The sequence below is a fragment of the Paenibacillus glycinis genome, from assembly GCF_009909185.1.
Taxonomy (GTDB): Bacteria; Bacillota; Bacilli; order Paenibacillales; family Paenibacillaceae; genus Paenibacillus_Z; species Paenibacillus_Z glycinis.
In genome coordinates this window covers 96,670-113,998 of the sequence record NZ_JAAAMV010000017.1, presented here as the reverse complement: position 1 = coordinate 113,998, position 17,329 = coordinate 96,670, and the positions used below count along the sequence as shown (strand labels likewise).

Annotated in this window: 20 protein-coding genes; 5 read left to right on the top strand and 15 right to left on the bottom strand. The window is 60.0% G+C overall.

The window, feature by feature from the left end; genetic code table 11:
• Positions 1–28 precede the first annotated feature (28 nt).
• Both hemH and hemE read right to left on the bottom strand, forming a co-directional pair.
• The gene (gene hemH, locus GT019_RS18525) at positions 29–970 is read right to left on the bottom strand and encodes a ferrochelatase (protein ID WP_161744670.1); all 942 of its coding nucleotides are present in this window, start codon (positions 968–970) and stop codon (positions 29–31) included.
• Positions 963–2,039: a uroporphyrinogen decarboxylase gene (gene hemE / locus GT019_RS18520; RefSeq protein ID WP_161744669.1), complete on the bottom strand. Its 1,077-nt coding sequence runs from the start codon at positions 2,037–2,039 to the stop codon at positions 963–965. The genes hemH and hemE overlap by 8 nt, the downstream gene beginning before the upstream one ends.
• A gap of 201 nt (positions 2,040–2,240) precedes the next feature.
• On the opposite strand from hemE, the gene GT019_RS18515 reads away from it, so the two are divergent.
• Complete coding sequence (locus tag GT019_RS18515; protein WP_161744668.1) at positions 2,241–3,455, top strand: MFS transporter; 1,215 nt, start codon at positions 2,241–2,243, stop codon at positions 3,453–3,455.
• 116 nt (positions 3,456–3,571) lie between these two features.
• On the opposite strand, the gene GT019_RS18510 is transcribed toward GT019_RS18515, so the two are convergent.
• On the bottom strand, positions 3,572–4,213 hold the full coding sequence (locus GT019_RS18510) for an O-methyltransferase (protein ID WP_161744667.1): 642 nt from the start codon (positions 4,211–4,213) through the stop codon (positions 3,572–3,574).
• 128 nt (positions 4,214–4,341) lie between these two features.
• Between GT019_RS18510 and GT019_RS18505 the strand changes: the two genes are divergently transcribed.
• Together GT019_RS18505 and GT019_RS18500 are read left to right on the top strand one after the other, a co-directional pair.
• Positions 4,342–5,484, top strand: coding sequence for a THUMP domain-containing class I SAM-dependent RNA methyltransferase (locus GT019_RS18505; RefSeq protein WP_161744812.1), 1,143 nt, complete (start codon positions 4,342–4,344; stop codon positions 5,482–5,484).
• A 101-nt stretch (positions 5,485–5,585) separates the two neighbouring features.
• On the top strand, positions 5,586–7,589 hold the full coding sequence (locus GT019_RS18500) for an LTA synthase family protein (protein WP_235948610.1): 2,004 nt from the start codon (positions 5,586–5,588) through the stop codon (positions 7,587–7,589).
• A 78-nt stretch (positions 7,590–7,667) separates the two neighbouring features.
• Here the strand turns inward: GT019_RS18500 and GT019_RS18495 are convergent, their stop codons facing one another.
• From GT019_RS18495 to melA, 6 genes are all read right to left on the bottom strand, one after another.
• Entirely contained in the window at positions 7,668–7,892 is a 225-nt protein-coding gene (locus GT019_RS18495; protein ID WP_161744666.1) for a DUF1450 domain-containing protein, read from the bottom strand.
• Positions 7,893–7,916: 24 nt separating this feature from the next.
• Positions 7,917–8,219, bottom strand: a complete 303-nt coding sequence (locus GT019_RS18490; protein WP_161744665.1) for an iron-sulfur cluster assembly accessory protein — start codon at positions 8,217–8,219, stop codon at positions 7,917–7,919.
• A gap of 114 nt (positions 8,220–8,333) precedes the next feature.
• Positions 8,334–8,579: a hypothetical protein gene (locus GT019_RS18485; protein ID WP_201755452.1), complete on the bottom strand. Its 246-nt coding sequence runs from the start codon at positions 8,577–8,579 to the stop codon at positions 8,334–8,336.
• 20 nt (positions 8,580–8,599) lie between these two features.
• On the bottom strand, positions 8,600–9,817 hold the full coding sequence (locus GT019_RS18480; RefSeq protein WP_201755451.1) for a M14 family metallopeptidase: 1,218 nt from the start codon (positions 9,815–9,817) through the stop codon (positions 8,600–8,602).
• Positions 9,818–9,947: 130 nt separating this feature from the next.
• Positions 9,948–10,757, bottom strand: a complete 810-nt coding sequence (gene racE / locus GT019_RS18475) for a glutamate racemase (RefSeq protein ID WP_161744663.1) — start codon at positions 10,755–10,757, stop codon at positions 9,948–9,950.
• A gap of 216 nt (positions 10,758–10,973) precedes the next feature.
• Positions 10,974–12,272 carry an alpha-glucosidase/alpha-galactosidase gene (gene melA / locus GT019_RS18470; protein WP_161744662.1) on the bottom strand — a complete coding sequence of 433 codons (1,299 nt, stop codon included), beginning with the start codon at positions 12,270–12,272 and terminating at the stop codon, positions 10,974–10,976.
• Positions 12,273–12,445: 173 nt separating this feature from the next.
• On the opposite strand from melA, the gene GT019_RS18465 reads away from it, so the two are divergent.
• Entirely contained in the window at positions 12,446–13,351 is a 906-nt protein-coding gene (locus GT019_RS18465) for an AraC family transcriptional regulator (protein ID WP_235948592.1), read from the top strand.
• Between the two features lie 194 nt (positions 13,352–13,545).
• On the opposite strand, the gene GT019_RS18460 is transcribed toward GT019_RS18465, so the two are convergent.
• The 5 genes from GT019_RS18460 to GT019_RS18440 form a co-directional block, all read right to left on the bottom strand.
• Complete coding sequence (locus GT019_RS18460; RefSeq protein WP_161744661.1) at positions 13,546–13,947, bottom strand: YtxH domain-containing protein; 402 nt, start codon at positions 13,945–13,947, stop codon at positions 13,546–13,548.
• A gap of 126 nt (positions 13,948–14,073) precedes the next feature.
• Positions 14,074–14,556, bottom strand: coding sequence for a DUF948 domain-containing protein (locus GT019_RS18455; RefSeq protein ID WP_161744660.1), 483 nt, complete (start codon positions 14,554–14,556; stop codon positions 14,074–14,076).
• Positions 14,557–14,709: 153 nt separating this feature from the next.
• Positions 14,710–15,381 carry a helix-turn-helix transcriptional regulator gene (locus GT019_RS18450; RefSeq protein ID WP_235948589.1) on the bottom strand — a complete coding sequence of 224 codons (672 nt, stop codon included), beginning with the start codon at positions 15,379–15,381 and terminating at the stop codon, positions 14,710–14,712.
• 151 nt (positions 15,382–15,532) lie between these two features.
• Positions 15,533–15,958, bottom strand: coding sequence for a DUF86 domain-containing protein (locus GT019_RS18445; RefSeq protein WP_161744659.1), 426 nt, complete (start codon positions 15,956–15,958; stop codon positions 15,533–15,535).
• Between the two features lie 145 nt (positions 15,959–16,103).
• Complete coding sequence (locus GT019_RS18440; protein ID WP_161744658.1) at positions 16,104–16,391, bottom strand: Dabb family protein; 288 nt, start codon at positions 16,389–16,391, stop codon at positions 16,104–16,106.
• Between the two features lie 110 nt (positions 16,392–16,501).
• On the opposite strand from GT019_RS18440, the gene GT019_RS18435 reads away from it, so the two are divergent.
• Positions 16,502–16,759, top strand: coding sequence for a hypothetical protein (locus GT019_RS18435; protein WP_161744657.1), 258 nt, complete (start codon positions 16,502–16,504; stop codon positions 16,757–16,759).
• Between the two features lie 79 nt (positions 16,760–16,838).
• Here the strand turns inward: GT019_RS18435 and GT019_RS18430 are convergent, their stop codons facing one another.
• Positions 16,839–17,222, bottom strand: a complete 384-nt coding sequence (locus GT019_RS18430; protein ID WP_161744656.1) for a cupredoxin domain-containing protein — start codon at positions 17,220–17,222, stop codon at positions 16,839–16,841.
• Between the last annotated feature and the right edge of the window lie 107 nt (positions 17,223–17,329).

Below are 17,329 nucleotides of genomic sequence, written 5' to 3'. Positions count from 1 at the left end.
TCATCTCCTCTATCCATGTCGAACCCCATTAGACGTAAACTGCCCGGCTGGCCTGCTCGATGCTGTCCGCCAGCGTCTCCATATACAGCGGGTCCGTCCCCAGCATATCGATGCGGACCAGCCGGACGCCGAGCTCCTTGGCCGCGGCCTGCGCTTCGATGTCGATATCGTAGAGCACCTCCAGATGCTCCGATACGAATCCGATCGGAGCGGACAGCACGCCTTTGTAACCCGCCTCCGCCGTCTCCTTCAGCGTCTCGAGGATGTCCGGGCCAAGCCATGGCTCGCGGGTGCGACCCGCGCTTTGCCACGTGAATCCCCAATCCGTCACGCCGGCGCCTTCCGCGACAAGCGAAGAGGTGTCTAGCAGCTGCTGCTCATACGGATCGTTTGCCTCGCGAATCCGCACGGGCAGGCTGTGGGCGCTGAACAGCACCTTGATCGGCTGGCCTTCGCCCGTCAGCCCGGCGAGCTCGGCATGCGCGTCTCTTACCCGCTTCACGAGCGCTTCGACCAGCTTCGGATGCAGGTGGTAGCTTTCGATCGCCCGGAACGCGACGCCCAGCTGCTCGGCTTTCTCTTGCGCGCGCGACATGTAGCTGCCGACGCTCATCGTCGAGTAATGCGGCGCAAGCACGATGCCCACCGCCTGCTTGATGCCCGCGGCGGCCATCGCTTCGACGCCGTCTTCGATGTACGGACGCGCATGCTTGAGTCCTTGATAGACGCTGTACCGGCCCGGCGCCGCGGCATCCAATGCTTCCTGCAGGCCTTCCGCCTGGCGATTCGTGTTCTCGCGAAGCGGGAATACCCCGCCTACGACCGCGTCGTACCGGGCGGTCAGCTCCGCGAGCTGTTCCGGCGTCGGGGCATGCCCCCTGCGGATATGCGTGTAATATTCTTCGATGCCGTCCATGCTTTCGGGCGTTCCGTAAGACATGACGAGCACGCCGATTTTCGCGTTAGCCATGGGCGACTTCCTCCTGTTCCCGTCCGAGGGCGGATATCGCCCGCGCGGAATAATCATGCACGTAGTCGGTCAGCTCGCGCAGCTTGTCGAGCGGCGCTTCCGGAAAGAGCCCGTGACCGAGGTTGAAGACGTACTTCGGTTCCTTGATGCCTTCGTCGATGATCGCCTTCGCGTGTTCTTGGATGACGGCCGTCGGGGCGGTCAGCAGGTAGGGGTCGAGGTTGCCCTGCACGCCGAACTCTCCGCCGAGCCTGCGGCGGCCTTCCGCGATCGACACGCGCCAGTCCAGCCCGATAATGTCGGCCTTCACCTTGCCGAGCGTCGGCAGCAGCTCGCCGGACGCGACGCCCGGGAAATAGATTTTCGGCTGCGGCAGGTCGGACAGCTCGCCGAAGATCCGCTCGATCGTCGGCAGCACGTACGTGGCGAAATCGCGCGGAGCGAGCGCGCCGACCCAGCTGTCGAACAGCTGGAACGCCTTGCCGCCGGCGGCCATATGCGCGCGCAAATAAGCGATGGCCATGTCCCCGAGCTTGTCCATCAGCGAGAACCACAGCTTCGGTTCCGAGTACATCATCGTCTTCGTCTTGATATACGATTTGGACGGACGGCCTTCGATCAGATAGCTCGCGATCGTGAACGGCGCGCCGGCGAACGTGATCAGCGGCACTTCGAGCTCGCGGTCCAGGATGCGAATCGTCTCGAGCACGTGGGACAAATCGCCTTCCACGTCGATCGGCGTCAGCTTCGCGATGTCCTCCGCCGTGCGGATCGGATTATGAATGACCGGTCCGACGCCCCCGACGATGTCGAAATCGATCCCGATGGACGCGACGGGATTCATGATATCGGAATAAAGAATCGCCGCGTCGACGCCGAGCTTCTTGACCGGCATCATCGTTACTTCCGCGGCCAGTTCCGGCTGTTTGCAAATTTCGAGCAGCGAGTAATTTTCTTTTATTTTACGGTAATCGGGATCGTACCGTCCCGCCTGCCGCATATACCAAACGGGTAAGCGATCGACGCGTTCTCCCCGGCAAGCCCGGATGAATAGGTCGTTGTAGCTCATTGAAGTTCCCCATTTCTATCGTTTTCCCTACGTTTCCATTATGCCCTTTTTGCAAACTCGTAACAACCGCCCCGCCCGGAGGATCATTGACAAACATATGACAATGTAAGGTTTGGCGCCTGCCGTTCTTGGACTTCCCGCTCGCTATGGTATAATTGGGATCTAGGATTCGCACGATATTCGCATCGATGGGAGATTCGCATGGAACAGTGGAAGAAAAACCTTGCCGTGCTGTGGATCGGGCAGTTTCTGGTCATGGGCGGCATGACGATGATCATGCCGTTCATGTCGCTGTACTTGCAAAGCCCGCGGATCGGCATGACGAACCAGCATGAGATCGCGACGTGGGCCGGCATTATTTTCGCGGGGAACTTCGTCACCGCCTTCCTGTTTCAACCGCTGTGGGGCAAGCTGTCGGACAAGTACGGACGCAAAATGATGCTGCTCCGCTCGGGGTTCGGCATGGCGATCGTCATGGTGCTGATGGGGTTCGCCACCTCCCCTTGGCATCTGCTCCTGCTCCGCATGGTGAACGGCACGATCTCGGGCTTCAATCCCGCCGCCGTTTCGCTGGTGTCGATCAACACGCCGAAGGAAAAAATGGGCTTCGCCATGGGCACGCTCCAATCCGGCGGCATCGCGGGCACGATCATGGGCCCGTTCCTCGGCGGCCTGCTTGCGGATGCGGTAGGCTACCGGCCGATCTTTTACTTGACGGGCGTCTCGCTGTTCGCCGCTTCCCTGCTGGCGTTCTTCATCGTCAAGGAGCGGTTCGACCGGGCCGCCGCCGCCTCGAGGCCGGCCGTCTCCATCATCGCCGGGTTCCGCCAGCTGAGCGGCGTGCCGCAGCTGACCGCGCTGTTCGCGGTCACGTTCCTGCTGCAGTTCGCCATGATCGGCCCGAACCCGCTCATGCCGCTCTACGTGCAGAAGCTGCACGGAACGGACGTCAACCTCGCCTTCTGGGCCGGCTTCATCAGTTCCGCGGCCGGGATCACCAACATGGTCGCCGCCCCGATGCTGGGCAGGCTCAGCGACCGGATCGGCCAGGAAAAGGTGCTCGGCATCTCGCTGATCGGCGCCGCCCTGATGTTCATTCCGCAGGCGTTCGCGGGAACGGTCTGGCAATTGCTGCTCTTCCGGCTGCTGCAGGGCTGCTTCCTCGGCGGACTGATCCCGTCCGTCAACGCCCTCGTGCGCCGCTTTACGCCGGACGGCATGGAAGGGCGGGCCTTCAGCATCAACAGCAGCATGCTCGCGCTCGGCAACATGGTCGGCCCCATCGTCGGCGGGCTGATCTCCGGATGGACCGGCATCGGCGGGGTATTCCTCATCTCGTCCGCCATGTTCTTCGTCAACGCGCTGTGGGTGCGCCGGACGTTGGTTTCGAAGCGGGGAGCCGTCCTGAAGGAATAGCTGCCGATCATCGCCGCAGCGCAAAAAGAGTGCCGGACTGTCTCCCTTCGGGAATGTCCGGCACTCTTCCGTATGACGAGCCAAATGAGTCCGCTAGCGTTGCCCTTTCGTTGAAGCTACTTGATCATCGCGATCGCCAAGCCGTCGTAGGCCGGGAGCAGCGTGCCCGTCAGCCGTTCGTCGCCGAGCATCGTCTCGTTGAACGCGCGCATCGCCAGGACGGACGGGCCGTTCTTGTCCGCGTCGATCGTCCGGCCGTGCAGCAGCGCGTTGTCGCCCGTAATGACGGCGCCCGGATTGCCGAGCTTGATCGCGCATTCCAGGTAGTGCGGATAACTGTCCTTGTCCGCATCGATGAAGAAGAAATCGAATTTGCGGCCTTCCTTCTCCAATACGGCCAAGCTGTCCTTCGCATCGCCGACCAGGTACGTCACGCGGTCGCCGAGTCCGGCCGCTTCGAGGTTGCCGCGCGCGGTATCCGCGTAGTCCTGCATCAGCTCCAGCGAAGTCAGCCGGCCGCCTTCCCGCAAGCCTCTCGCCAGGCAAATGCCGCTGTAGCCCCCCAATGCGCCGATCTCCAGCACGTTGACGGCCCCCGACATCCGGACGAGCATCGTCAGCAGCTTGCCGTAGCCGGACGCGATCGAGATTTGCGGCATGCCTTTCGCTTCGATCGTCGCGTGGACGCGCGCCAAATCCGCGTCTTCGCCGAGCAAGCGGTCCACGTATCGCTCGGTCGCTTCTTGTTCAGTCGACATATCGTTCGCTCTCCTCTCGCCATATCGATCAGGTAACGTTTGTAATTAATCCCTAGGATGCCCTATACTTGATTGTAAGATTTTCGCTGATCGAAAACAAGCAGCAAGAAGGCGGAGGAATAGAAACAATGGACAACCTGCAGTTGATCGCCACGGCGCCCATGGGGCTGGAAGCGGTCGTCTCGCGCGAATTGATGGATCTCGGCTACACCGACCAGAAGGTGGAGAACGGCCGGGTCGTATTTAGAGGCGGACCGGCGGATATCTGCCGCGCCAACCTGTGGCTGCGGACGTCGGACCGCGTGCTGATCAAGATGGCGGAATATCCGGCCACGACCTTCGAGGAGCTGTTCGAAGGGGCGAAGGCCATCGACTGGCCCGCGTGGATCCCGGAGGACGGCGAGTTTCCCGTGGAAGGACGCTCGCACAAATCGCAGCTCAGCAGCGTACCGGCCTGCCAGAGCATCGTGAAGAAGGCCGTCGTCGAGAAGATGAAAACCGTCTACGGGACGGAGTGGTTTCAAGAGGACGGCGCCCGGTACGTCATCGAGGTGTGGCTGCTGAACGACGTCGCCATGATCACGCTCGACACGACCGGACCTGGCCTGCACAAGCGAGGCTACCGAAAGCTCGTCACCGAAGCGCCGCTCAAGGAAACGATGGCGGCGGCGATGGTGCTGCTCAGCCGCTGGCAGCCGGAACGGCCGCTGTATGATCCGTTCTGCGGCTCCGGCACGATTCCGATCGAAGCGGCCATGATCGGCTGGAACATCGCGCCGGGCTTGCGGCGCACCTTCAACAGCGAAGGCTGGCCGCTCGTGCCGGACAGCCTCTGGGAACAGGCGCGAGAGGAAGCCTTCGACAGCGTCAAGGACGATATCCCGCTGCAGATCGCGGGCTCCGACATCGATCCGGCCGCCCTGGAGGTCGCGGACGCGGCCGTGAAGAAAGCCGGCTTCGCCAAGGAGATCAAGCTGACGCAAATGCCGGTATCGCGGATCAAACCGGACGGCGATTACGGCTGCATCGTGACGAATCCGCCGTACGGCTCGCGGCTCGGCGACGAGACGGACGCGGAGAAAGCCGTCCGCCAGCTCGGCCTCAGCATGCTGTACCTGCCGACCTGGTCCACGTTCGCGCTGACCCAGTCGCGCACGTTCGAGGAGACGATCGGCCGCAAGTCGGACAAGCGGCGCAAGCTGTTCAACGGCCGCATCGAATGCACGTTCTATCAATTTTTCGGTCCGCTGCCGCCGCGCGGCAGGTCTTAACGCCGAAGCGGTTTGGACTCTTCGGGCAAACCTACTATAATGGGATAAGATGTTGCGTTTTTGTAAACTGCTTGACGCGACCCGAAAGGAATGCTTATCCCATGACCATACCGGATCTCCCCATGAAACGGCGCCGTCTGCGGGCGCCGTTTCGTTTTGCCGCGCCGCTCCTGCGGCTCGACCTCTTCGCGTTCGTCCTGCTCATGCTGTTCAAGCTCGCGTTGTTCGACCGGCTCGTTCACGTACCCTACATGGACATGAACGGGGATGACCGGATGGTCGCCGTCGGGACGCTGGTGCTCGTATCGTTCTGGACGCTCTGGCTGCCGTGGCGCGGCCGGCTGCTTGCGCTGATCGCGCTCGACGTCGCCCTCACGGCAATCGTTTATTGCGATCTCGTTTATTTTCGCTACTTTCAGGATCTCATAACCGTGCCTGTCCTGCTGCAGGCCGGGCAGGTCGGAGAGCTCGGAGCGAGCATCCGCGCGCTGCTGTCCCCCGGAGATCTCTGGTTCGCCGCGGATTGGCTCCTGCTGCTGCCGCTCGGATGCATCGTTCTCTTCGGCAAGCGCTTCCGCCGCCACCGTCTTCCTCGGCAAACCGCGTACGCGCGATCCCGCGCGGAGCGGACCCGAATCGTCGTGCGCCGGCTGCTGCTCGGCTTGGCCGCGTTCGCCGTCGGCTTCGCGCTCGTGTTCGTTCCGGTCCATAAAGCCCGGGCTTCCTGGGCGTCGGAGCTGTTCACGGGCAATTGGTGGAACATGTCCCTGTACAACGTGACCGGCGTGCTCGGTTTTCACGGGTACGATCTGTACCGGTATGCCGACGAGCACTGGCTGCACGGGAACGGCGTGACGGCTGCGCAGACTGCGCAAGCGAAGCAGTGGTTTCAAGCGCGCGGCGAGACGCGCCGGCAGCTTGACGAATCCGATCCGCTGTTCGGCCGCTACCGGGGAAAGAACGTCATTCTGATCCAGCTCGAAGCTTTCCAAAGCTTCGTGATCGGACAGCGGATCAACGGACAGGAAGTGACGCCGAACATCAATAAACTGATGACCAGCTCGATGTACTTCGACAATTTCTACCATCAGACGGCCCAAGGCCGTACGTCCGATGCCGATTTGGCCGCCAACGCCTCGCTTCAGCCGATGCCGTCGGGCTCCGTCTTCACCCGGTTCGCCCAGCACGGCTACGACAGCATGGCGCGGACGCTCAAGGAAAACGGCTATGCGGCGAATGCGTTCCATGCGTACGACGGCGGCTTCTGGAACCGCAACATCATGTACGACACGCTGGGCTACGACCGGTTCTACAGCAAGAACGCGTTCGTCATCGACGAGCCGCTCGGCTGGTCGCTCGGGGACAAATCGTTCTTCAAGCAGGCGACCGCGATGATGAAGACGCAGCGCCAGCCGTTCTATTCCTTCTTGATCTCGCTGTCCAGCCACCATCCATATACGCTGCCGGCCAAGGTCCAAACGCTTGACGTCGGCGCGTTCAAAGGGACGATCTTCGGCGATTATCTGGAAGCGGTTCATTATGTAGATGCAGCGATCGGCGAAATGGCGGACGAGCTTAAGGCAGCCGGTTTGTGGGATACGTCGATCTTCATGTTCTACGGCGATCACGACAATTCGATACCGGACTGGCAGCCGTTCGAGCATTTTCTCGGGCGCCAGCTGAGCGACGCCGACCGGTTCCGCATCCTGAAGGGCGTGCCGTTCCTGGTCCATCTCCCGGACGACGCCCGCGCCGGGACGTATCATCAAGTCGGCGGCCAGCTCGACATCACGCCGACCGTGCTGCATTTGCTCGGCATCCCGAGCAGCGATCAGGTCATGATCGGCACGCCGCTTGTCACGGAGCAGCCGCTTCCGGACAAGCGCGTCGTCTTCCGCAACGGCGCGTTTACCGACGGACGCGTGCTCTATCTGCCTGCCGAGGACGGCCTCCCGGAGCACGGCAAATGCTATCGGTTCGCGGACGGGAGCCCCCTGGCGGATGCGAGCGGCTGCCAAGCCGGCGCGGACGAGGCGCGCAACGAGCTGCAGGCGTCGGACCTCGTCGTGGAGCATGATTTGGTGCCGGTCCTGCACGGCGAATAGCCGGACGGGGACACCAATGACAAATAGACCCTTCGACCGGAGAAGTCCGGACGAAGGGTCTTTGTATTATGGCTTCCATTACTTCTTGATATATTTGCTCGCCTTCTCGATCGCTTCATCCTCGGTCGGCGCCGTTATATAACGGCCGTTAATGAAAATGAAGGCAAACCGCGAACAAGGACCGCAGTACGATTTGCACGCGACCTTGATGTCCGCGTCGGGCGCCAGCTCCTGCAGCTTCGGCACCATCGTTTTCGGACGTATATGCTTGCATTTATCGCAAATGCGAATATCGTTTGCCATGTTCCTCTCCCCAAGCCAATTCGATTAGTGGTCGCCGGTGTTGCCTTTGGTTGGGTTCGAAATCATGAAGCCTTCCTGCGGCACGTAGAAATAATCGATGCGCACGCCGTCCAGCAGCTCGACGCCTTTCTCCAGCACGACTTTGATGTCCTTGTCCGTCTCGATGATTTCGTCGTTCGCGGACGCGTCGTCCATTTTCATCCCGTAGTGGGCGTGGTCGCCGTGGGAATGCGTGATGTAGACCCGCAGAAACTTGCCTTCGTTCTCCGGATTATCGATTTCTTCGCGAAGCACCTTCGCGGCATTGCGCGAGATTTTGACGTTCATTGCTTCTTCAGCTCCTTATGGATGGGACTTGCTCGATGCGAGATCGCAGCCGCCCGAATCGTTATGCAACTTTATTTATTCTATTGTATAGAAAGCTCGGCCATTGTTCAACCGCTACTTGAGCGAGCGGCCGTATTTGCGTTCCATGTACCGGGTGTACAGCTCCGCGGCGATCATCGTGACGGCGATATCGTCGATCGGCACGAACGGCATCACGTCCGGGAGAACCCAGTACAACAGCACCGGCACCAAATAGAGGAGCTTGTCCGTCAGCCGAACTTCCTTTGCGGCCAGCAACCGGAAGATTCGGACGAACACGCTCCGCCAATGGCGGAGCGACAGCAGTTTGCGCACGGGCATCCGCCTCCTTCCTGCGCTTATTATAGCACAAGCGAAGCCGCTGCCTCCAAGGCGGCGACCAGCAGCGGCCGCACCTCGTCGTTCAAGTCCGGAAACGCTTCGATCGGCAGCGGATTGAGGCCGTATCCGACCTCGACCGTGTAGCCCGGTTTGCGATACTGCAGGATGAACCAATCCTTGTACCCCGCGTCGCTGCCCGTCAGCTTCACGGGCTTATAGCCGCTTTCCCGTGCAAGCCTGCGGGCGATCCGCTCCGCGTCGACCGGCTCGTAGCCGCGGTAATTCCAGTAAATCTCCTGTCCCTGCGTGTGCAGCGCCACCGCGAGATCGAACTGCTGCTCCGCCGTAAATTCGGCCAGCGCGACCGCCTCCGGCTCCGACAGCGGATGCGGGCCCGGATAATCCCGCGGCCCCGGCCCGTCCGCGTCCCGCCGCGCCTGCTCCTCTTCCCAAAACGCGGGAAACTGGTCGTTCAAGTCGACGCCCCGGATATTGGCCTTCCACCGCTGGAACCGGTCCGAGCCTCGGTTCCACCGCAGCAGCTCCTGCGCGTGCGGATGATCCGGGCGCAGCCCTTCCTGGACGAGCTCCGCCCCGTCCGGATTGACGAGCGGAACGGCCCATAGCGTGACCTGCTGAAGCAGCGAACGCATGTCGACGCCGCATAGCTTCTGTCCGAACGAGGCCGCCTTCGCCGCATCCTCGAGAAAGGTCATGAGCAGCGGCGTCGTGATCCATTCGTTGGCGTGCATGCCGGCGTTGACATGCACCTTCGCGGGGCCATCGCCGAGGCGGACGGCAATGATCGGCTTGCCCATGACGCTCGCGCCGATCCGCTCGACCTGCAGAAACGGATACGCCTTCAGCAGCGCCTCCGCGTCGGCGGCCAGCTCGCGCTGTCCGTACTCCGCGCGGCCGTCCACGATCCGTCCGCTGTCCGGGCACGGAATCGTCAGCAGCAAGCCCGGCAGCAGCTTCTTCAAATCTTGATGCCGGTTCGCCTGCAGCAGCGCCTGCAGCGACAAACCGAACTTGCCCGCGATCCCGAGCAGCGCGTCGCCGGATTGGACGCGGTAGATGAAAGCCGTCTGCGCGGGAACGGACAGCAGCAAGCCCGGAAACAGCGGGCGGGCGGCGTGCAAACCGGGATTCGCCGCGAGCAAAGCTTCTGTGTTCACGTTGAACGTACGGGCGATGCGCAGCAGCGTGTCGCCCGGCTGCACGACGTATGGCAGCATGCGGGGTCACCTCCGTGAGGGTCGTGTCATATGCTACATGCTATGCCCGGTCGCATGCCCGCATGCCTTGGCGCGACAAAGAGCCGCCAACGCTTGCGGCGTTGGCGGCTCTTAACGGTCGATGCTCGTATTAGCCGATCTTCGGAACCTGCCAGACGACAGGCGTCAATTCGATCTGTTCGCCGAGCCACTGCTGGGCGATCATGCGGAACATCCGCGGATCCCCGCTGCAGAAAAACTGGTGGATCGGCAGCTCGCCGTCCCGGGTCAGCCTGTTGCGGTCATGCAGGATCGTGCTGATCTCCCGCGCCGTCTCGTCCGCGGAGCTGATCAGCATCACGTCTCTGCCCATGACGGACGCGATCGTGTCCGACAGGTACGGATAGTGGGTGCAGCCGAGTATCAGCGTATCGATATTGCGCGCTTTGAGCGGTTGAAGCGAGGTCTCCACGACCTCCTGCGTTTCCCGGGAACGGAAATTCCCCTGCTCGACGAGCGGGACGAACTTCGGGCAAGCCAAGCTGATCACGTCGATGGAAGGCGACAATTGCTTCAGCGCCTGTTCGTAAGCGCCGCTTCGGATCGTCCCTTCGGTGCCGATGACGCCGACGATGCCGGATTGCGTGCGGCCGTTGGCCGCTCTGGCGCCGGGATGAATGACGCCGACGACGGGGATGGCCACCCTGGAGCGAATATCTTCCAGCGCGACGGCCGTAGCCGTGTTGCAGGCGATGACGATCATTTTCGGACGAAACTGAATCAAATACTCCACGATTTGCCTCGTAAACCGAGTCACTTCTTCAGCGGGCCGCGGGCCGTAGGGCGCTCTTGCCGTGTCGCCGAAATACATGATTTTTTCCCGGGGAAGCTGGCGCATGATTTCCTTGCACACGGTTAAACCGCCGACGCCAGAATCCAGTATTGCGATCGGTTGTTGCACAGACACACCGCTTTCTTGAACGTTTTGACAGGACTTCAATAAGATATGACTTCGTTGACGAAAAGGTACCTACATCTTAGCGCAAATCGGGACAAGGTTCAATAAGGCGGAGCAAGCGGCGAATCGCGGGACGAAAGCGAAAAAAGCCGTCCGGGCGGCGTCGGCTTCGCTTGCGCTTAGCTGACGCGTCCGGGACGGCGTGCTCGCGTATGCGGTTTATCGGTAAGCGGGCAGCCAGTCGCCGTGCGCTTCGATCAAGTCGTCGCACATCGCTTTGATGTCGTCCATCGACAGCTCGGCGCTGGTGTGCGGATCGAGCATCGCGGCATGGTAGATATGCTCGCGCTTGCCGGTGATCGCCGCTTCGATCGTCAAGAGCTGCGTGTTGATGTTCGTGCGGTTCAGCGCGGCGCATTGCGGCGGCAGGTCCCCTGCGAACGTCGGCGTGACGCCGTTGCGGTCGACCAGGCACGTCACCTCGACGCACGCTTCGCGCGGCAGGTTCGTGATCAGGCCGGTGTTCATGACGTTGCCGCCGATGCGGAACGGCACGTTCGTTTCGATCGCTTCGAAGATGTACGACGCATACTCGTGCGTCCGCTTGTGCTCCAGCGTCGGATTGCCGACGAGCTCTTCCTTCAGCTTCTTCCAGTTGCCGATTTGCTCGATGCAGCGGCGCGGATATTCGTCCAGCGGAATATTGAACCGCTCGATCAGCTCCGGATAGTTGCGCTTGATGAAGTACGGGTGGTACTCGGCGTTATGCTCGGAGGATTCCGTGATGTAGTAGCCGAAGTTCAGCATCATTTCGAAGCGGACCATGTCGTGATGCTTCTCGTTTTGCTTCTCTCGCGCGCGGCGCTTGATCTCGGGATACAGGTCCACGCCGTCCTTGGACACCTCGAGCAGCCAAGCCATGTGGTTGATGCCGGCGATCTTGGATTTCACGCCCGTATCGTCCATGCCGAGGTTCTTGAACAGATCCTTCACGCACACCTGCACGCTGTGGCACAGGCCCACCGTGTTGATGCCGCCATGCGTGTTCATCACGTTCGTCAGCACGGCCATCGGATTCGTGTAGTTCAGGAACAGCGCGTCCGGACATACCTCCTGCATGTCCCGCGCGAAGTCGAGCATGACGGGAATCGTGCGCAGGTTGCGGAAAATGCCGCCGATGCCGACCGTGTCGGCGATCGTTTGGCGCAGGCCGTATTTCTTCGGAACCTCGAAGTCCGTGATCGTGCACGGATCGTAGCCGCCCACCTGAATCGCGTTGACGACGTATTTGGCGCCGCGGAGCGCTTCCTTGCGGTCGGTATAGGCCTTAATGACGGACGTGCTGCCGAACGTGTTCTTGATATGGTTCAGCATCGTTTCGGAATCGGAAAGCCGCTCCGGGTTAATATCGAACAGCGCGATTTCAAAGCCTTGCAGGGATGGCGTCACGAGACAATCGCCCAGCACGTTCTTGGCGAATACGGTGCTTCCCGCACCAATGAAAGTAATCTTCGGCATGTAAATGTCCTCCTCGTCATAATTCGCATTGTAAGCGGATTAATGTCTTCTTCTATACACTACTATAGAGCAAGAAACATCGGTTTGAGTAGGAATTAAAGCATTTTAAATATGTACATTTGTATTTTTCTCATTTACACTGAAAGGGTCATCCATCGAGGAAAGAAGGCGCTATGATGAGTCCGAGCCCCGCGGGCGTCCGCAGCAATTCGCGCAACCCCGACCATTCCAAATTCACCGTCATGAACAATTCGCAGCCGGCCCAAGGCGAGCTGTCCGTCATGTTCAGCGGCGAAGGCAAGACGGTCTCCGGCCATGGCATCGGCCCTGCCGTGCACAATTATTACCTCGTCCACACGGTCATCTCCGGCCGCGGGACGTTCGAGATCGACGGGCACCGGTATCCGTGTTCCCGCGGCGACACGTTCATCATCTTCCCGGACGAGCTGTTCTCCTACGTCGCGGACGACGACGATCCGTGGCATTACGTCTGGGTCGCCTTCAAAGGCCATGCCGCCGGGCATCTGCTGCTCAGCCTCGGCTTCTCGGCCGCCAACCCCATCGTCCATGGCCGTGAGCTCCGCCCGCTGACCTCCCTCTACCGCAAGATTCGAGGGACGCTCGAGCAGACGCCCTTCCCCGAGCTGGCCGACCTCGAAGCGGGCGGACATCTCCGCGTGCTGCTCAAGGAGCTCGGCCTGCTGAACGAAGGCAAGCTTGCCTTCAATTCCCTAGCCATCCTTCCGGACATCGAGCGCCAGATCAAGCGCGCCGTGCGTTGGCTGTCCTATCAGTACGCGCAGCCGATCTCGATCGAGAAGCTCTCGCGCAGCCTTGGCTACCACCGTACCCATCTGTCCAAAATGTTCAAGCAGATCACCGGCGTATCGCCCATGCAGTTCCTGCTGAAGGTTCGGATGGAACGCGCCAAAGAGCTGCTGAACGGGCAAAACCACCTGTCCATCGACCAGGTGGCCTCCTCCGTCGGGTATCCCGACGCCTTGTATTTCTCCAAACAATTCCGCAAAACGTTCGGCTGCTCGCCCTCCGAATACCGGTCCCAAGCCAGGAACGGGTAGCGCTGGCGTCGAAGCGTTATGCACGAGGTTTGACCGCCGACGCGTGTCCGAGCATCGCGTGCCGCTATGGCACAGCACCGCGCGGCGGGGACGCGCGTTACGGGCGCGCGCAAGCAAATAGGCTTTGCCGTCCGACATTGCTGCCGGCGGCAAAGCCTATTGGGGGTTCGTTCCGCTATGCTATCGAATACGCATTAGGTATTCGCCGTTTGCAGCTCTTCGCGGTGCTCTTTTATCAGCTCTTGGCCATGTTCTTTCACGTCTTCCACGGCATCCTTGACTTGCTCGCCCGTTTCCTCGATCGTATCCTTGGCCTCGGAGCGCCAGCCGCGCACGTTGTCGATGACCGACGTTGCCGTATCCTTCGCTTTGGAAGCGGCCGTGGTTGCTGTCGATCCGACTTGCTTGGCGATTTGAACCGTTTTGTCGCCGACTTGGCCGGCGATCCGCGCGGTTTGATCCGATACCGCGTGCGTTTTATCGGCGATGTCTTTGCGGAGTTCCCGGCCCGATTTCGGAGCCAGCAGCAGCGCCGCCACGGAACCTACTACGCCACCTGCGATCGCGCCATACACAAAACCTCTGCTTTTTGCCATTATGGAACACTCCTTTGTATTTAGCTGCGGCGGTTTTGCCAAGGTACATCCGGCTTTGCCGTCAGCATGAATTAGTTGACTGTTTCGCTCGCTGCCGGCGGCATGCGGCTGCAGTCGCTTATTACCTCATATCGTGCCCTGTTTCACGGCTTGCGCATGCAAGGATTCGGCCGCGGCTTCTTCTTTCCGTTTGTCTTTCCAGAAATGCCATACGGCGTAACCGACTTCCGCCCAGCCCATCGCGTCCGCAATCCCGCGTTTTGCCTTGTCGCCGGATTTGCTGGCGAATTGCTCGACCGTGTCGTTCAGCTCGCTGGAGATCCGGTTGACGGTGAATGAAAATTGGTTCGCCGACTCTCCGATGCGCTTGGTTGCTTCCGTAAGCTTCGCGATGCCGTCCACCGACTTCTGTACCGTCCGCGCCGTTTCCGTTACCGGGTCGAGCAGATCGCTGACCTGGGCAACGGCGACTTCGGCGCGGCGTTCGAGCGACTCGGCCAGCTGCATCAGCTTTTCCATGCGCTTGTCGACCGACCTTAGCCACATCAGCACGCCGACGACCAATACGACGAACGCAGCGGCCGCGGCTCCTTCAAACCAAATGGCCATTCAGGGCCCACCTCCATCCAACTCTCTGTACGATTGGGCTCGTGCCCATTTCGTATTAATAGTATAAACAGCATAGGCTTGACTTGACACAGTTTCGGCAACAAAAAAAGACACGGGAGCCGGGCTCCCGCGTCTTCATGCGTCGTTCTATGGTCATGCGCCGGCGATGCGATAGCTGCATTTGCCGCCGCCTTTCGCCAAGCATTCCGTCCGTTCGACCTCCGTGCCGAGCAGCTGCCGAAACAGCGCGAGCTCGCATTGGCAGGCCTGCTGGTAGCGGTTCGCGACATGCGCGATCGGGCAGTTGTACTCATGGAGCACCAGACCTTCGGCACCGTTCTCCACCTGCACCATATAGCCGCCGTCGTTTTGAATCGCGGCCAGCTCCGTCACTTTCTCCTCGAGCGACTTGCCCTCCATCCGGTGCGCGTAACGCTCCATCAGCTTGCGCTTGCGTCCTTCGAACAAGCGGTCGATCATCATGGCCGTTTCGGGGTCTTCTTCAAGCTCCTCCAGCAGATCCATCGCCAATACATGGTAATTTTTGGGGAACAGCAGCTCGGCCTGTTCGGTCAGACTGAACATATGCGTCGGTCTGCCCATCGCCTGCCGCACGATCGTCGGCGCGATCAAACCGTCGCGCTCGAGCGTGCCCAGATGGCGCCGCACGGCCATTTCCGTAATTTGCAGCTGCTTCGCGAGCTCTCCTGCATTCATCTGCCCGTTCGTCTTGAGCAGCGTCAGCACGGTCTGCCTCGTCGAGCCTTCCTGCCTTACGGCTTGTTCTTTGCGCATAAAGGGCGTTCCGTTCAGTTCCATTCCCATTCCATCCACCACCTTTGGCCCCCGCAAGACTCGCATTGGCCCGCAAGCCAGCTTTCGGCCCGTAAGGCCAGCTTTCGGCCTGCAAGGCCAACTAATGACGTCATTGTAACGCATTTCGGCCGATTCGTAAATCGTCGCGGCTTTGCCCGCGTTACTCGCCAAGCTCCCGAAGCAGGTAGGCTTCCACGGCTTGCTTGAAAGCCGTCAGCGCAGCCGGCATCTCCGCCGCCAATGGATGCAGCGCCTCGCGCGACCAGTCGAAATAATCCTGAACCAGCGGCCTGCGCAGCTTGACCAGCTCGAGCAGCGGTTCTTGCAGCGCTTCCGGAAACACCTGCTCGCCGGCGATGACCGTGATGATGTCCTCGTAGCTGCTGGCATCGCGCATGATGAAGCCGTCGATCAGATAGCTGCCGACGTCGGTTACGGTCTCGATCGCCAAATGCAGGGCTCTCTCCTGCGCCATGCCATGAATAAGGCTCCCGTCCCAGTTGGCGCGCAGCCACAGCAGCGACTCCGCCACGTCGGGGAGCACCGCCAGCCGGACGGAGATTTGTTCTCGGTTTACATAATACATTGCTCGTACCTCGGATTCCGGTTAAGACCGTTTGTTCTTGCGTGCCTTGCGTTTCAGCCAGACCGTCATCACGATAAGACTGATGATAATGACGATCAGGTAAGTCATCATTTCGAAAACGTCACCCATTAGTTATGGCCCGTCCTTACGTTTCGTAATCTACGCTTACCGAAGCTTCGCGAACTTCGCTCATATGCGCGATGACTTTTTTGTGTTCCGGGTGAACCTGGTACGCGTTAAGCGCCTCCAAGGAATCGAAGCGGGTCACGAGGGCAATATGGTACGAACGCTCCGAATGAATGATGTCGGTGCCGACTTCGATGGAGCGCAGCTCGTCGATCTTGCCTTCCATATTCTTGAGCACTTGCACCGTTCGCGCGACGTTCTCCGGGCTGCCGTCCTTGAGTTTGAACATTACGATATGCGTAATCATGATAAGTTCGCTCCTTCATAAATTGTGGTCGGGATGCGCTGCACCCTTTTGTCACATAATAACGCAAGGTGCCGCCACTCGGCAATCTTCCAGCAAAGGAGATGCAGCTCATGCGTTATCCGGTCACGATCACGGCCACGCTCATCGGCGTCGCGTTATGCCTCTACAATTCCACGGGATACGATCCGCATAACATGGTCTTCTTCATGTTCAGCGTTCCCGCCTGGATCGCGGACATGATCGTGGACATTCACCAGGTCAACGTCTACCTTATGTACGTGCTCACCGTCGCCACGTGGGCGCTGCTCGGCTTCATCTGCGATTGGGCCATCGGCAGAAGCAGAAGCCGCCGTCATTCCTACGATTAGCGGGCCGATGCGCGCTATCGTCCGCCTCTGCATGGCCAGGTGTTAAAAAAGGAGCCGCAGCGGGCTCCTTTTGTTTTGCTTATTCAACGATCAGCACGGATTTCATATCCGCATGGCCTACGCCGCACATGACGGCACAGTGCATCTCGAACGTACCCGCCTTATCGAACGTTACCTCTTGCGACAGCTTATCGCCCTTCAATTCAATGCCGAGGTCAGGAATGGCAAGACCGTGAATGCCGCTTTTGTTGACGAGCTCCAGCTTCACTTTATCGCCTTTCTTGACGTGATATTCCTTTTGGTCAAAAACGAAGTCCGCGGAAGCTTCCACTTTCATCAAACTTTCGCCCGGCGGCAGCGATGCAGCTTCATCGACCGGTTTGCCCGGAAGCTGAGTCGTCAGCAAAATAATGCCCAGAACCGAAGCCGCAGCGAAAACGACAAACATAATCCACTTATGCATTGCTTCTTGCTCCCCTTTTCATCAAATGTCTACTCCTTATATTACCTAAGATCGTCCGATATTCTCAACCTTAAACTGTGTCAACCGATAAACTTTTTTCTTTTTTT

Bases quoted from the DNA above. Each gene is read 5' to 3' on its own strand.
- hemH (WP_161744670.1), bottom strand. From the start codon at position 970: ATGGCTAACGCGAAAATCGGCGTGCTCGTCATGTCTTACGGAACGCCC.
- hemE (WP_161744669.1), bottom strand. From the start codon at position 2,039: ATGAGCTACAACGACCTATTCATCCGGGCTTGCCGGGGAGAACGCGTC.
- GT019_RS18515 (WP_161744668.1), top strand. From the start codon at position 2,241: ATGGAACAGTGGAAGAAAAACCTTGCCGTGCTGTGGATCGGGCAGTTT.
- GT019_RS18510 (WP_161744667.1), bottom strand. From the start codon at position 4,213: ATGTCGACTGAACAAGAAGCGACCGAGCGATACGTGGACCGCTTGCTC.
- GT019_RS18505 (WP_161744812.1), top strand. From the start codon at position 4,342: ATGGACAACCTGCAGTTGATCGCCACGGCGCCCATGGGGCTGGAAGCG.
- GT019_RS18500 (WP_235948610.1), top strand. From the start codon at position 5,586: ATGACCATACCGGATCTCCCCATGAAACGGCGCCGTCTGCGGGCGCCG.
- GT019_RS18495 (WP_161744666.1), bottom strand. From the start codon at position 7,892: ATGGCAAACGATATTCGCATTTGCGATAAATGCAAGCATATACGTCCG.
- GT019_RS18490 (WP_161744665.1), bottom strand. From the start codon at position 8,219: ATGAACGTCAAAATCTCGCGCAATGCCGCGAAGGTGCTTCGCGAAGAA.
- GT019_RS18485 (WP_201755452.1), bottom strand. From the start codon at position 8,579: ATGCCCGTGCGCAAACTGCTGTCGCTCCGCCATTGGCGGAGCGTGTTC.
- GT019_RS18480 (WP_201755451.1), bottom strand. From the start codon at position 9,817: ATGCTGCCATACGTCGTGCAGCCGGGCGACACGCTGCTGCGCATCGCC.
- melA (WP_161744662.1), bottom strand. From the start codon at position 12,272: ATGCCGAAGATTACTTTCATTGGTGCGGGAAGCACCGTATTCGCCAAG.
- GT019_RS18465 (WP_235948592.1), top strand. From the start codon at position 12,446: ATGATGAGTCCGAGCCCCGCGGGCGTCCGCAGCAATTCGCGCAACCCC.
- GT019_RS18460 (WP_161744661.1), bottom strand. From the start codon at position 13,947: ATGGCAAAAAGCAGAGGTTTTGTGTATGGCGCGATCGCAGGTGGCGTA.
- GT019_RS18455 (WP_161744660.1), bottom strand. From the start codon at position 14,556: ATGGCCATTTGGTTTGAAGGAGCCGCGGCCGCTGCGTTCGTCGTATTG.
- GT019_RS18450 (WP_235948589.1), bottom strand. From the start codon at position 15,381: ATGGGAATGGAACTGAACGGAACGCCCTTTATGCGCAAAGAACAAGCC.
- GT019_RS18445 (WP_161744659.1), bottom strand. From the start codon at position 15,958: ATGTATTATGTAAACCGAGAACAAATCTCCGTCCGGCTGGCGGTGCTC.
- GT019_RS18440 (WP_161744658.1), bottom strand. From the start codon at position 16,391: ATGATTACGCATATCGTAATGTTCAAACTCAAGGACGGCAGCCCGGAG.
- GT019_RS18435 (WP_161744657.1), top strand. From the start codon at position 16,502: ATGCGTTATCCGGTCACGATCACGGCCACGCTCATCGGCGTCGCGTTA.
- GT019_RS18430 (WP_161744656.1), bottom strand. From the start codon at position 17,222: ATGCATAAGTGGATTATGTTTGTCGTTTTCGCTGCGGCTTCGGTTCTG.